Raw genomic sequence first — 12,437 nt, forward strand, 5'->3', positions numbered from 1 at the left:
CCGCACCGTCGCGTGGCCGCAACGACGCGGTACCTAATCTTTTCGAAAGACCTGGAGAGTCCCTATGTCCAAGCGCCGCCGCAACGTGAGTGTGTTCCTGACCGAGCCCGGTCGTCTCGAGCTCGCCACGCTGCTCACGCCCTGGCTGCGCGTCGGCGCCTCGTTCGGCGCCTACGTCGAGTGCCGCCGGGTCGACCTCGAAGGCGAATACGTCGAGCTCACGCTCGGGCTCGAGCAGGACGACGAGAACAGCGTCGACGTGCGCCTGCACGTGCCGCATCACTTCGTGGCCGCGGTTCTGGAAGTCTCCGATCCGTCGGCCTTCGCGGGCCTGTACGCGGAGTAAGGATCCAGGCGATGCGTCGCCGTACGCGGTGACGGCGAGCGTTCGCGGATATGCCGACGATGAGGGCGCTTGCCGGATGGGATAGGGTGCCGGTGGCGCGTCGTCCTTGCAGCGCGCCGGGGCGCTACAAGCCGCAACGGCTGCGTGTGGCGGTCGTCAGGCTGCGATGACGTCGGCCGCGCGATCCATGTCGGTCGGTACCTCCGGATATCAAGCGCCATGACGAGTGCGCTCCAGCGCGCCGCGCGACCCGAACGCCGCTCACGGACTACCGAAATGGCGATGACCCCGCCGGCTGGCCTCGGCACCCGCATCAGTCGATACCGTTGCTGCCTTCCGGCCCTGGCGGGGTTTTCGACCTAGCGTCGCGAGGGGCCGACGGGGCCACCATAGAGACGTACTGGATGGAGCTTGCCGCGTTCGCGGCGGTGATATGGCGGAGAGAGGGGGATTCGAACCCCCGAGGCGGGGTTTAGCCGCCTACACACTTTCCAGGCGTGCTCCTTCAACCACTCGGACACCTCTCCGCACCTGGCCCGGGCGCCGCGTCCTGCCGCTCCCGGAACCCGCGATTGTACGCGTCGCCGGGAGCCCCCCACAAGGCGCGCGCGGGCTGCGACGGGCCTCTGGCACAATCGCCGTCCCTCGCGCGCCGCGCGCGATCCGCTGCCGTTGGTCCCGATGTCCTACCTGGTCCTCGCCCGCAAATGGCGCCCGAAGCGCTTCGCCGAACTGGTCGGGCAGGAGCACGTCGTGCGCGCGCTCACGAATGCGCTCGACAGCGGCCGCGTGCACCACGCCTTCCTGTTCACCGGCACGCGCGGCGTGGGCAAGACGACGATCGCGCGCATCTTCGCGAAAAGTCTGAACTGCGAGCGCGGTACGTCCGCTGACCCGTGCGGCGAGTGCAATTCCTGCCGCGACATCGACGCCGGCCGCTTCATCGACCTTCTCGAGATCGATGCCGCGAGCAACACGGGCGTCGACGACGTGCGCGAAGTGATCGACAACGCGCAGTACATGCCCAGCCGCGGCCGGGTGAAGGTGTACCTCATCGACGAGGTGCACATGCTGTCCAAATCCGCGTTCAATGCGCTGCTGAAGACGCTCGAGGAGCCGCCGGGGCACGTCAAGTTCCTGCTCGCAACCACCGACCCGCAGAAGCTGCCGGTCACCGTGCTGTCGCGCTGCCTGCAGTTCAACCTCAAGCGCCTCGACGAGCAGCAGATCGGTGGGCAGATGCACCGCATCCTCGAGGCCGAAGGCATCCCGGCCGAGGACGGCGCGATCCGCCAGCTCGCACATGCCGCCGACGGATCGCTGCGCGACGGCCTTTCGCTGCTGGACCAGGCGATCGCCTACACGGGCTCGCGCCTGGAGACCGATCTGGTCGCCGGGATGCTCGGCACGGTGGATCGCGGCCGTGTCGGCGCGCTGCTGCAGGCGCTCGCGGATGCCGACGGCGCCGCGCTGCTGGCGGAAGTCGCGCGGCTCGGCGAGTTCTCGCCCGACTGGGACGACGTGCTCGAGTCTGTCGCCGAGGCGCTGCATCGCGTGCAGGTGCGGCAGCTCGTGCCCGGTGCCGAGATCGCGGGCGACGGCGTGGACCTCGACGGACTCGGTGCATCGCTCGCCCCCGAGCTCGTGCAGCTCTGGTACCAGATGGCGCTCGCGGGACGGCGCGACCTCCCGCTCGCGCCGAGCCCGCGCGCGGGGTTCGAGATGGTGATGCTGCGGATGCTGGCGTTCCGTCCGGCCTCCGGCGGCGCGCGCGAATCGACGCCGGGAGGCGCGGATGCCGCACGCCGCGAGCTGGCGGGTGGGCCGGCGGCCCCCGGCCGCGCATCCGCGTCCGCCGGTCGTGACGCCGCGCCGCAGGCCGCGGCTGCGCTCGAAACGTCGGGCGGGCCGGCGCCCGCGCCTACGCGAGCTTCATCGACTCCAGTGGGCGTGCCTGCGCCCGTCGCGAGCGCTCCTCCCGGTCATGGCGCCGCGCCCGCACCGGTAGCGACCGACAGCCGCCCGGCTTCATCCCCCGTGTCGGCAAGTGTTCCCTCGCCATCGACCACCGGGATGCGCGCGGCCGCCGACGGAGGCCTCGTCGACGCGCATGCCTGGCGCGACTGGGTGGCCGACTGCGACCTGCGCGGCCCGGCGCGGCTGCTCGCCGAACACGCCGGCTTCCTCGGCTGCTCCGACGGCGCCGTGCGCCTGTCGATCGAGCCGTCGGACGAGCACCTGCGCGGCACGGCGATGGTGAAGATGCTCGCCGAGGCCCTGGCGCCGCGCTTCGGCGCGCCGCCGGAAATCCGCTTCGAGACGCCCGAGCAGCCCGTGGACTCCCTGCGCGTGCACATCGATCGCGCGCGCGATGCGCGTCAGGCCGAGGCCGAGCGTGAGTTCGAGCAGCATCCCGACGTGCGCCGCCTGATGGCGCAGGGCGGCCGCATCGTCCCCGAGTCGGTGCGTCCGCTCGAGAACTGACCCTTTCCCCAAGGCCGACCGGCCAGAGGACACCGCAATGCGTGGAAACATCGGACAGCTGATGCAGCAGGCGCAGAAAATGCAGGAGAACCTTGCACGCGCGCAGGAGGATCTGGCCAAGATCGAGGTGACCGGCAATGCCGGTGCCGGCATGGTGAGCGTCACGATCACCGGTCGCATGGAGTGCCGCAAGGTGCGCATCGACCCGAGCGTGCTGTCGGATCCGGAGATGGCCGAGGACCTCGTCGCCGCCGCGTTCAACGACGCCGTCAACAAGGCCAATGCCGAGTCGCAGGCGCGTATGTCCGCCGCCACCGCCGGGATGCCGCTGCCGCCGGGCATGAAGCTGCCGGGGATGTTCTGAGCCCGTTGCACATGCCCTGCATGCGCCCTGCGTTCTGCTGCGGGGCACGGACCACCGGCCGGTGCGCGGTGGCGGGAGGCTCCGAATGAGTTCACTGCTCGAACAGCTGATCGACGCGTTCCGCATCCTGCCGGGCGTGGGCGCGAAGTCCGCGCAGCGCATGGCCTACCACGTGCTCGAGCGCGAGCGCTCGGGCGGGCAGCACCTTGCGCAGGTGCTCGCCGAGGCGGTGGACCGCATCGGCCACTGCGAGCGCTGCCGCGATTTCAGCGAGACGCCGGTGTGCGCGGTCTGCGCGAGCGGCTCGCGTGATGCCGACCAGCTGTGCGTGGTCGAGACACCCGCCGACCGACTCGCGATCGAGCAGGCCACCGGCTATCGGGGCCTCTACTACGTGCTGCAGGGCCGGCTTTCGCCGCTCGATGGCATCGGCCCGCGCGAACTCGGCCTTGATCGCCTCGCCAAGCGGCTCGGCGAGGGCGAAGTGCGCGAGCTCATCATCGCGACGAATCCGACCGTGGAAGGCGAGGCGACCGCGCACTACCTCGCGCAGCTCGCGCGCCAGCAGGGCGTGCGCCCCAGCCGCCTCGCTTACGGCGTGCCGCTCGGCGGCGAGCTGGAATACGTCGACCGCGGCACGCTCTCGCATGCCTTCGGCAGCCGCACGGAGATCAGCGAATGACCACCGACACCACGATTTTCGGCAAGATCATCCGCCGCGAGATCCCCGCCGACATCGTCTACGAGGACGATGACCTCATCGCCTTCCGCGACATCGCGCCGTCGGCCCCGGTACACGTGCTGTTCGTGCCGAAGGTGCCCATCGCGACGCTCGACGACGCGAAGCCGGAGCATGCCGCGCTGCTGGGCAGGCTGATGCTGGCGGCCGCGCGCCATGCGCGCGAGCAGGGTTTCGCGGACGACGGCTATCGCGTGGTGATGAACTGCAACGGGCACGGCGGACAGACCGTTTTCCAGGTGCATCTGCACCTGCTGGCCGGCGCGCCGCTGGGCGGGTTCGGCATGTCGCGCTGAGCGCGGGGATCGGAACGTCGTAAGCCACGAGGCGTCCCGGCGTGGGCGGCGTTGTCTCCCTGTCATTGGGCACAGACCTCGCCGCGCCGGCGCCGAGGACGTTGCATCCGCTATCGGCGTTGCGCCTCTCGGGTGTTCGCGGGCGTCCCCCGGTGTGAGCGACGCCCGGTCATGTCCGGATCGATGTATGGGGCTGCGCGGACGTGCCGTGGCGTCGTATCGGGGCGGCGCGCGTTTTGTTGGCCCTGCAGGCGCGCCATGAAAAAGCCCGGCATCGCCGGGCTTTTTCGGTCAGGACCACTCACCACCAGCCCCACCAGGGCCAGGGCGCCGGGCGCGTCACCACGTTCACCCGCTCGCGCACGGGCCAGAGGTAGACCACGTCCGCCGCGATGCGCGGCAGGCGGTAGTCGTACTGGCCGATGCGGCGGTTGTCGTAACCGTCGACGCGGCCGGTGAAGGTCACCTCGCGATTGCGCTCGAAGACCGCCGGGTCGTAGAAGCCGTTGCGGCAGGCGACGAAGCGCCCGCCGACGTCGTCACTGGCCCAGTACGGGCGTCCGTACGTGTCGAGGCGGGTGGAGATCATGTGGAAGCAGGTGCGGTTCGCCTGCGGCTCGACCTCGACGATGCGACCGCCCCAGCGCACCACGGCACCAGTGCTGTCGCGGTCGACGGCTTCGCGCGGTGTGATCTGCGTGAACTCGCCCTGCAGCGGTCGGGGCTGCGTGACGCACGCGGCGAGGCCGAGGGCGAGGGCGGACACCAGCAGGGGGCGTGCGATGTTCATGGGCTACTCCGTTGGAGCGCGTCCAGCGCCGTTCACCGGGGACGATGCGCGCGCAGGTCGCGCGCCAGTCGCCGGGCGGACTCGCCGTCCGCGATGGATCCAGCGTACCGCCAGCGTGTGAAGCGGGCGGCGAGATCGACGAGTTCCCCGGCCGAAGCCGCGCCCGATTTACCGATCCGTTCAGCCCATGTCGTCGACGGTTCATGCGCCGCGCGTCCGAGGCCACGGCGCGCATAGCGTGCGCCGAGCCGATGCCAGGCCCGCAGCACCGGATCGCGCTCGCGCGGGCCGCGCAGGCTGAGCGCGACCATCAGGCCGAGTGCGAGAGACGTGGCGACCGCGAAGAGGATCGCGAGCTGCTCGGGGCCGACGCGCTCCAGGCCCAGGGGCCGGAACATCCGCGCCTGCCGGTTCGCATCGAAGCCGAGCACCAGGTCGTTCCAGTTCTGTCGCAGCCAGTCGCCGACCTGCACGATGCCGTCGCCACCCTGGATCGCGCCGATCAGTCCATCGGCAGGAAGCTGGTCCTCGAGGGTGTCGTAGATGTTCTCGGGTGCGACCGCCGCAGTCGGATCGACACGGGCCCAGCCGCGCCCCTCGAGCCAGACTTCCGTCCACGCATGCGCATCCATGCGGCGGATCATCCAGTAGCCACCGATGCGGTTGCGCTGCCCACCGACGTAACCGGTCACGACGCGCGTCGGAATGCCGGCCGAGCGCATCAGCACGGTGAACGCGCCGGCGAAGTGCTCGCAGTAGCCGAGGCGCGTGCCGAAGAGGAACTCGTCGACCGTATCGCGCCCGAGCGGCGGCGCGGCGATCGAATAGGCGAAATCCTTGCGGATCCAGCCGAGCACGTGATCGATCACTGCCTCATCGTCGCGCAGGCGCCGTTTCAGGTCGCGGCCCAGCGCGACGGCGCGCGGATTGAAGCCGGCCGGCAGCGCGAGCGCACGGCGCCTGGCGTCGTCCGGCAGGGCACCTCGATACGCGGACGGAAGCGCCGAGGTCATGCGCCAGCGCGTGAGGCTCGCGAGCGGTCGCTCCGCGACGAGGCTGCTGTCCTCGCGCATCCGGGCGCCGCCGGGGGCGGCGAGCGGCATGTCGAGGGCGACGAGCTGGCTGCGGTCGGTCGGCTCGACCTCGAGCGTATAGGTCCAGGTCGTCGCGCCCGGGACCGGATCGGGCATGTCGATGCGGCCCAGCCCGGCGGGGCGACGCCAGCTGCGCCCGTCGAAATCCCAGAGGACCGGGCCGCGCCAGTACAGCGCCGACCGGGGCGGCATCGCCCCGTCGAAACGCGCGCGCACCGCGATCGAGTCGTCGGCCAGAAGCGAGACCCAGTCGCCGGGTGACATCTCGTCCGACAATCCCGAGCGTGCGCTCGCACGGTCGGGGACGCCCCAGAGTGGTGTGCCGATGCGGGGGAACAGCCAGAACACCGCCATCGCGAGCGGCAGGCCGTAGGCGACGAGGCGGAGTGCATGCACCACGGGTCGCGCCAGCGGTGGGGGCGCGATGCCGCTCTCGAGTGCGGTGAGCCGCTGGAGTGCACCGAGCGCGAGCAGGCTCGCGACGAGCCCGAGAATGAGCGTCGTCGGGCCTTGGTCGAGGAGGAACGTGGAGAACGGCGCGAACAGCGCGAAGCCGACGAGGCTGCGCGCGTCGCGCAGGCTCATGGTCTCTGCGGGCTTGAGCGCGAGCATCGCGCCGAGAAGCGCGCACCCGGTGTCGCGACCGAACTGCATGCCGAACTGCGCCACCACCGCGGCGATGATCGCGGCCGCGAGCAGCGCACGCGCGGCGAACGGAAGGGCACGACGCCAGGAGATCGCGCCGATCACGAGCCCGGTGCCCCCGATGGCGAGGGCGGTCGCGCCGGGGAGTTGCAGCAGCAGCGGCGCCAGGCAGGCCACCGTCACGGCCAGCGCCCACGCCCGGCTGCCGGGATCCAGTGCGGGCGAGCGTGCCTCAGCCATGGGGCAGCAGCGCGAGGGCGCGCAGGCAGGCATGGCGATGCGCGGGGCCCTGGTCCGGACCGAGCGCCGGCTGTGAGGGCAGCCGCAGGCGATAACGACGACCGTCGCGCTCGGCTTCCTCGACCCAGCGCGCGAGGCGCGCGATGCGCGGCTCCGTCGGCAACGCGGTGAGTGCAAGCCAGTCGAGCTCGATGTCCACCCCCGCCGGCTGCTCGTATTCGCGCACGAGCAGGGTGCCGCGGCGTGCGGACGGCTTCCAGGCGATGGTGCGCGGCGGATCGCCCGGGCGATACGGGCGCAGGTGGTGCACGTCGTCGCCCGCCGGATGCACGCGGCGCGCGGCCGGATCGCCGGAACCCGTCGGCAACGGCGGCCCCATCGGCTCCGGCTGCGGATAGACCAGGAGCGGGCGCTCCGGCCAGACGTGCGACCACGCGCGCGCCAGTCCGAGCGGCCAGGTCGTCGCGATCCGCAGGCGCGGCACGTCGATCCAGCCCCGCTCGTGCGTCTCGACCTCGAGCACCGAGACACCGGCGCCGTCGCGCAGCACCAGCGGCACGCCAGCGACGCCCGGCGCATCGACCCGCAACCCGGTGCGCAGGCGTGCATCGGCGGCCCGCGCATGCACGTGCACGCGCAGCGGCTTGCCGGCATAGACCGGCTCGGCCTCGACCGCGGTGACCTCCAGGCCGCTGAGCTGCAACTGCGCCGCCACCAGGCCCGCCATCGCCGCGCCTGCGAGGAGCAGCGCCATCAGAAGCGCGGGATTGTTGTTGTAGTTCAGCGCCCCGAGCGCCATCACGGCGACGAGCGCCGCGAAGAACAGGCCGAACCGGGTGGGCAGCACGTAGATTCGGCGCCGGTCGAAACGCACGGGCAGCGCCTCGGGCTGGCGCGGCCGCGCCAGCGCCACGAGCCGCTGCGCGAGCGTGCCGCGCGAGGCCATCAGTCGACCGGCACCGCGTGCAGGATGGCCTTCGCGGCGGCGGTGTCGCTGCCGGCATCGGTGTCGACCACGAGCCGGTGCGAGGCGACGTGGCAGAACAGCGCCTGCACGTCCTCCGGCACCACATGGCCGCGCCTGAGCAGCAGGGCATGCGCGCGTGCCGCGCGCAGCAGGGCGAGGCCCGCGCGGGGCGACAGGCCGACGCGAACGCCGGGGTGCCGGCGACTGCGCGCGAGCAGCGCCTGCACATAGGCGATCAGTGCGTCGCTCGCGTGCACCTGCGCGGCGGCAGCGCGCGCCTGCGCGAACTGGTCGCCCTCGAACTGCGGCGCGATGCGGGCGATCAGCTCGCGACGGTCCGTGCCGGCGAGCAGCGCGCGCTCGGCGTCCTCGCCGGGGTAGCCGAGGGTGAGGCGCAGCAGGAAGCGGTCGAGCTGCGAGTCGGGCAGGGGATACGTGCCGGACAGGTCCACCGGGTTCTGCGTGGCGATCACGAAGAAGGGCTCGGGCAGCGGGCGCGTCACGCCGTCGATCGTGACCTGATGCTCGGCCATCGCCTCGAGCAGCGCGCTCTGCGTGCGCGGCGGCGCGCGATTGATCTCGTCGGCGAGCAGCACCTGGCTGAAGACGGGGCCCGGATGGAACTCGAACGCCTGTCGCGACGTGTCGTAGATCGACACGCCGAGGATGTCGGCCGGCAGCAGGTCCGAGGTGAACTGCACGCGCTGGAACTGCAGGCCCGCGGTGGCCGCGAGCGCATGCGCGAGCGTGGTCTTGCCGAGGCCGGGGAGGTCCTCGATCAGGATGTGCCCGTCCGACAGCAGCGCGACGAGTGCGAGCCGCACCTCGTGCGCCTTGCCGAGCACGAGCGAGTTGACCTGCGTCTGTGCCCGGTCAAGGGCATCGCGCAGGGCCTGGGTTAGCATGCCCGCCGCCGTGCCTGACGCCATCTGTGTCTCCGCGGAGTGGATTCGACGCGGCCGCGTGGCCGCCCTGCGCGCCCGACGACGGGCCCGCACCGAGTGTAGCGAGGTCGGATGAGTATGCAGTCGGAGCCCGCGGCGGGACACGCGCGGGGCGTGTTCTGGGCGCTTTGGTGCGTGGTGCTGGCGGTCAAGCTGGTCGTTGCCGCGCACCTGCCCCTGTTCGTCGACGAGGCGTTCTACTGGCAGGAGGGCCAGCACCTCGCGCCGGCCTATTCCGACCTGCCGGGCCTGACCGCCTGGCTGACCCGGCTCGGGGTGGAGATCGCAGGCCCGCATCCGCTCGCGGTGCGCCTGCCGTTCCTCGCGCTCGCGGCACTGGTGCCGATCCTCGTCGTGCGCATCACGCGGCGCGCATTCGGCGCACTGGAAGGCTGGATCGCGGGCAGCTTCGCGCTGCTGCTGCCGCTCGCCGGGACGCTCGGCCTGCTCGCGGTTCCCGATCCGGTGATGGCGCTGGCGACGCTGCTGTGCATCGACGCCGGCGCGGCGCTGCTGCGTCGCGTCGATGCCGCGCACGCGCTCGAGCTCGCGTTCGGTCTCGCGTTGGGCGCGCTGAGCCATTACCGCTTCATCGCGGTGATCGCCGTCGGCTTCGTCGCGCTGGCGCTGATGGCGGAGGGCCGCCGCATCCTTCGCGATCCGCGCGTACTGATCGCGATCGCGGTCGGCGCCGCGGCGTGGGCGCCGCTCGTCGCCTGGAACTACGACAATGCCGACGCGGGCCTGCGCTTCCAGCTCGTCGATCGGCATCCGTGGGCGTTCCACTCCGACGGGATCTGGTTCATCGCCATCCAGGCGCTGCTGGTCACGCCGCTGCTGTTCGTCGCGCTGCTCCAGGCCGGCCGCGACGCGCGCCACAGCCCGCTCATGTCGGCACGCTATTTCGCGTCTCTCGGTCTGTTGATGGTCGGCGGCTTCTTCCTGCTCGGCTTCTTCGCCGACACCGAGCGGGTGAGCTTCCACTGGCCGGTGCCGGGCTTCCTTGCGCTGCTGCCGCTGCTGCCCCGGTATCTCGAGCGCTGGTCGCGCAGCGCGCGCATCGCGACCGTAGTGACCGCCGCGCTTGGCCTCGCGAGTGTGCTGGGCTACTACGTCGCGGTATCGATCCCGGACGTGCGCGCGCGTACTGCAGCGGAGAAGTGGTACCCGGCGAACTTCGCCGGCTGGGACGAGGTCGCCTGGGCCGTGCGCAAGGAGCTCGCCGCGATGCCGCCGGGCAGCCGCGTGCTCGCCGACAACTTCAAGCTGGGTGCCGAGCTCGGCTTCGCGCTCGGCGATCCGCGTATCCCCGTGCTGGATCATCCACTCAACCGAAAGCACGGTCGCGCGCCGCAGCTGGATCTGTGGGGGCTCGACGCCGATCCCCGCGCGATGCTGCGCAAGGGCCCCGTGCTGCTCGCGGTAGGTGTCAGCGAGGTCGAGTTCAAGCACCTGCACGCGCGCTACCTCGAGCTGTGCAGGCGCATTGGTCCCTTGCCGCCGCCGCGCATCCTCAACGTCGATCACGGGCGCCAGCGGCTCGCGCTGTTCCGGCTCGACGGTCTGCGCGAGGGCCCGTGCACGACGCCCGCGATGGCATGGATCGACAGTCCCGCCGCGGGCGCGCGCGTGAGCGGCCGGGTCGCCGTGCGCGGCTGGGCGTTCAAGAACGGCGTGGGCATCGAGCGCGTCGAGGCGACGCTCGACGGCCGCCCCGTCGCGACGCTCGACTACGGACAGCCGTTCGAAGGGCTCGACAAATCCTGGCCCGGCCTCAGCGATCCCGGCAGGCCGCGCCTAGGCTACGAAGGCAGCGTCGACGTCAGCGGCCTGGCGCCCGGTCGCCACTGGCTCGGCCTGCGCCTGCATGGCCGGGACGGCAGCGTGGAGCCGTGGGCCGAGGTGCCGATCGAGGTCGCGCGCTAGGGCAGGGCGTAGCCCGCACGCCGCAGCAGGCGCGCCGTCGCGATTAGAGGAAGGCCGATCAACGCGGTCGGGTCGAGCGTCTCGATCGCGTCAAAAAGCGTGATGCCGCGCCCCTCGGACTTGAAGCTGCCCGCGCAGTCGAACGGCTGCTCGGCATCGACGTAGCGCTCGATCTCGTCCGTCGCGAGCGCGCGGAAGCGGACGACCGTCCGGTCCGATTCGAGCCAGGTACCCGCGGGCCCGTGCACGCAGACGGCGGTGTGGAAGACCACCGCGCGCCCCGACATCGAACCGAGCTGCCGCAAGGCGCCCTCGCGGCCCCCCGGCTTGCCGAGCGGCTGGCCGTCGAGTTCGGCGAGCTGGTCGGACCCGATGACCCAAGCGGCCGGGTAAGCGGACGCGACCGCGCGCGCTTTCGCCTCGGCGAGCCGGCGCGTGATCGCTCCCGGGGCTTCGCCGGGCACCGGCGTCTCGTCGACGTCGGGACGTGCGCAGTCGAAGGGCAGGCCGAGGCGCTGGAGCAGTTCCCGGCGATAGCGCGAGGTGGAGCCGAGGACCAGCGTCATGTCAGGCGCGCGGGAGCCGCGCTTCCTCGATGCGCTCGAGCTGGTGCTCGATGCGCCCGCGGGCGGCGTCGATGGCGTCGCGCACGCCGGCGAGCTGCTCGGGCGTGGCGTCCTCGCCGTGGTCGCGCAGCCACAGCCGCTGGCGGAGCATCTCGCGCATCGCGTCGGCGACGGGGTCGGGCCCGGTTTCGCCGGCCACCGCCTCGATCTCCGCGCGCGCGGCGCGCAGGCGGTCCTCGAGGGCGTCGGCCGCGTCGAGCACGTCCCGGACCGCGCGCTGGTGGGGCGTCGGGCGGTGCGAGCGGCGGAACAGCAGGACGGCGGTGACCGCGGCGGCGGCAGCGAGAATCAGGGCAGCAACGGTCACTACGGTCTCCCGGGGCGTCCGCGAAGTCTGACGCGCGTGGCGTCAACGCCGCAACGCGACGGGCCTGCGTCGCGGTTTGACAGTCCGTTCACCGGCCCCTACCATTCCGCGGCTTATGTCCGTGGAATCGTCCCGAACCCCGGTGCCCGAGACCCTGGACGCCTGGCGCCAGGTGACGGCCCGTCGTGGCCTCGAAGGGCGCGTCCCGCTCGCATCGCTCAAGCGCCTCGGCAGCCTGCTCGCCGAGCCCGAGGGCGAGGTCGTGTTCTCGTTGGACTTCGATCGCGACACGCTCGGCGTGGCCTATGTCGAAGTCAGGGCGAGCACGTCGTTCCCGCTGGTCTGCCAGCGCACGCTCGAGCGCTTCCTGCTGCCGGTCGAGATCGACCAGCGCATGGGGCTGATCCGCGACGAGGCCGACGAGTCGGCCCTGCCGCCGGGTTACGAGGCGCTGCTGGTCGACGAAAGCGGCGAGCTGCGGACGCTGGATCTCATCGAGGACGAGCTGATCCTCGCGGTGCCGGTCGTGCCGATCATGCCGGGTACCGAGGCCGTCGAGCGCGAATGGACGGCCGGGGAAGCAGAGGACGAGGCGAAGCCGAATCCGTTCGCCGCCCTCGCCGCGCTGAAGAAACGCCCCGAATAGGCGATAATTTCCACCTTTCGGCC

The 12,437-nt window shown here is 71.7% G+C and carries 13 protein-coding genes, 1 tRNA gene and 1 other RNA gene; 7 read left to right on the top strand and 8 right to left on the bottom strand.

All coding sequences use genetic code 11. The annotated features are described in order from the left end of the window. Nucleotides 1–64: 64 nt before the first annotated feature. Nucleotides 65–346: a hypothetical protein gene (locus ACYVJJ_RS07830; RefSeq protein ID WP_460832494.1), complete on the top strand. Its 282-nt coding sequence runs from the start codon at nucleotides 65–67 to the stop codon at nucleotides 344–346. 285 nt (nucleotides 347–631) lie between these two features. Here ACYVJJ_RS07830 and ffs read toward each other — a convergent pair. Further along, nucleotides 632–728, bottom strand: an RNA gene (gene ffs, locus ACYVJJ_RS07835) — signal recognition particle sRNA small type. A gap of 52 nt (nucleotides 729–780) precedes the next feature. Further along, nucleotides 781–873 (bottom strand) — tRNA-Ser (locus ACYVJJ_RS07840). A gap of 154 nt (nucleotides 874–1,027) precedes the next feature. Between ACYVJJ_RS07840 and dnaX the strand changes: the two genes are divergently transcribed. The 4 genes from dnaX to ACYVJJ_RS07860 all read left to right on the top strand — a co-directional run bounded on the left by dnaX (nucleotide 1,028) and on the right by ACYVJJ_RS07860 (nucleotide 4,229). Beyond that, nucleotides 1,028–2,830, top strand: coding sequence for a DNA polymerase III subunit gamma/tau (dnaX, locus tag ACYVJJ_RS07845; protein ID WP_460832496.1), 1,803 nt, complete (start codon nucleotides 1,028–1,030; stop codon nucleotides 2,828–2,830). 37 nt (nucleotides 2,831–2,867) lie between these two features. Beyond that, entirely contained in the window at nucleotides 2,868–3,194 is a 327-nt protein-coding gene (locus ACYVJJ_RS07850) for a YbaB/EbfC family nucleoid-associated protein (protein ID WP_460832498.1), read from the top strand. A gap of 85 nt (nucleotides 3,195–3,279) precedes the next feature. Then, complete coding sequence (gene recR, locus ACYVJJ_RS07855) at nucleotides 3,280–3,876, top strand: recombination mediator RecR (protein ID WP_460832499.1); 597 nt, start codon at nucleotides 3,280–3,282, stop codon at nucleotides 3,874–3,876. Further along, the gene (locus tag ACYVJJ_RS07860) at nucleotides 3,873–4,229 is read left to right on the top strand and encodes a histidine triad nucleotide-binding protein (protein ID WP_460832501.1); all 357 of its coding nucleotides are present in this window, start codon (nucleotides 3,873–3,875) and stop codon (nucleotides 4,227–4,229) included. Before recR ends, ACYVJJ_RS07860 begins: the two co-directional genes overlap by 4 nt. Nucleotides 4,230–4,530: 301 nt before the next feature. Here the strand turns inward: ACYVJJ_RS07860 and ACYVJJ_RS07865 are convergent, their stop codons facing one another. The 4 genes from ACYVJJ_RS07865 to ACYVJJ_RS07880 are packed head-to-tail and all read right to left on the bottom strand — an operon-like array spanning nucleotide 4,531 to nucleotide 8,894. After that, a complete protein-coding gene (locus ACYVJJ_RS07865; RefSeq protein ID WP_460832503.1) occupies nucleotides 4,531–5,019 on the bottom strand; it encodes a Slp family lipoprotein in 489 nt (162 codons plus the stop codon). 32 nt (nucleotides 5,020–5,051) lie between these two features. Next, entirely contained in the window at nucleotides 5,052–6,998 is a 1,947-nt protein-coding gene (locus ACYVJJ_RS07870; protein WP_460832505.1) for a transglutaminase TgpA family protein, read from the bottom strand. Next, nucleotides 6,991–7,947: a DUF58 domain-containing protein gene (locus ACYVJJ_RS07875; protein ID WP_460833340.1), complete on the bottom strand. Its 957-nt coding sequence runs from the start codon at nucleotides 7,945–7,947 to the stop codon at nucleotides 6,991–6,993. The genes ACYVJJ_RS07870 and ACYVJJ_RS07875 overlap by 8 nt, the downstream gene beginning before the upstream one ends. Continuing rightward, nucleotides 7,944–8,894 carry an AAA family ATPase gene (locus ACYVJJ_RS07880; RefSeq protein WP_460832507.1) on the bottom strand — a complete coding sequence of 317 codons (951 nt, stop codon included), beginning with the start codon at nucleotides 8,892–8,894 and terminating at the stop codon, nucleotides 7,944–7,946. Before ACYVJJ_RS07880 ends, ACYVJJ_RS07875 begins: the two co-directional genes overlap by 4 nt. A gap of 93 nt (nucleotides 8,895–8,987) precedes the next feature. Between ACYVJJ_RS07880 and ACYVJJ_RS07885 the strand changes: the two genes are divergently transcribed. Continuing rightward, entirely contained in the window at nucleotides 8,988–10,835 is a 1,848-nt protein-coding gene (locus ACYVJJ_RS07885; protein ID WP_460833342.1) for a glycosyltransferase family 39 protein, read from the top strand. On the opposite strand, the gene ACYVJJ_RS07890 is transcribed toward ACYVJJ_RS07885, so the two are convergent. Beyond that, nucleotides 10,832–11,401 (bottom strand): Maf family protein, encoded by a 570-nt coding sequence (locus ACYVJJ_RS07890; RefSeq protein ID WP_460832509.1) that lies wholly within the window; start codon nucleotides 11,399–11,401, stop codon nucleotides 10,832–10,834. The genes ACYVJJ_RS07885 and ACYVJJ_RS07890 overlap by 4 nt on opposite strands. 1 nt (nucleotide 11,402) lies before the next feature. Then, nucleotides 11,403–11,768: a hypothetical protein gene (locus ACYVJJ_RS07895; protein ID WP_460832511.1), complete on the bottom strand. Its 366-nt coding sequence runs from the start codon at nucleotides 11,766–11,768 to the stop codon at nucleotides 11,403–11,405. 115 nt (nucleotides 11,769–11,883) lie between these two features. Here ACYVJJ_RS07895 and ACYVJJ_RS07900 point away from each other — a divergent pair, with 115 nt between their 5' ends. Then, nucleotides 11,884–12,414, top strand: coding sequence for a YceD family protein (locus ACYVJJ_RS07900; protein ID WP_460832512.1), 531 nt, complete (start codon nucleotides 11,884–11,886; stop codon nucleotides 12,412–12,414). The last annotated feature ends 23 nt before the right edge of the window (nucleotides 12,415–12,437 follow it).

Source organism: Lysobacter humi (ex Lee et al. 2017), assembly GCF_054781815.1.

What these genes read in the sequence shown, in the direction of transcription:
- ACYVJJ_RS07830 (WP_460832494.1), top strand. Translation starts at nt 65, where the DNA reads ATGTCCAAGCGCCGCCGCAACGTGAGTGTGTTCCTGACCGAGCCCGGT.
- dnaX (WP_460832496.1), top strand. Translation starts at nt 1,028, where the DNA reads ATGTCCTACCTGGTCCTCGCCCGCAAATGGCGCCCGAAGCGCTTCGCC.
- ACYVJJ_RS07850 (WP_460832498.1), top strand. Translation starts at nt 2,868, where the DNA reads ATGCGTGGAAACATCGGACAGCTGATGCAGCAGGCGCAGAAAATGCAG.
- recR (WP_460832499.1), top strand. Translation starts at nt 3,280, where the DNA reads ATGAGTTCACTGCTCGAACAGCTGATCGACGCGTTCCGCATCCTGCCG.
- ACYVJJ_RS07860 (WP_460832501.1), top strand. Translation starts at nt 3,873, where the DNA reads ATGACCACCGACACCACGATTTTCGGCAAGATCATCCGCCGCGAGATC.
- ACYVJJ_RS07865 (WP_460832503.1), bottom strand. Translation starts at nt 5,019, where the DNA reads ATGAACATCGCACGCCCCCTGCTGGTGTCCGCCCTCGCCCTCGGCCTC.
- ACYVJJ_RS07870 (WP_460832505.1), bottom strand. Translation starts at nt 6,998, where the DNA reads ATGGCTGAGGCACGCTCGCCCGCACTGGATCCCGGCAGCCGGGCGTGG.
- ACYVJJ_RS07880 (WP_460832507.1), bottom strand. Translation starts at nt 8,894, where the DNA reads ATGGCGTCAGGCACGGCGGCGGGCATGCTAACCCAGGCCCTGCGCGAT.
- ACYVJJ_RS07885 (WP_460833342.1), top strand. Translation starts at nt 8,988, where the DNA reads ATGCAGTCGGAGCCCGCGGCGGGACACGCGCGGGGCGTGTTCTGGGCG.
- ACYVJJ_RS07890 (WP_460832509.1), bottom strand. Translation starts at nt 11,401, where the DNA reads ATGACGCTGGTCCTCGGCTCCACCTCGCGCTATCGCCGGGAACTGCTC.
- ACYVJJ_RS07900 (WP_460832512.1), top strand. Translation starts at nt 11,884, where the DNA reads ATGTCCGTGGAATCGTCCCGAACCCCGGTGCCCGAGACCCTGGACGCC.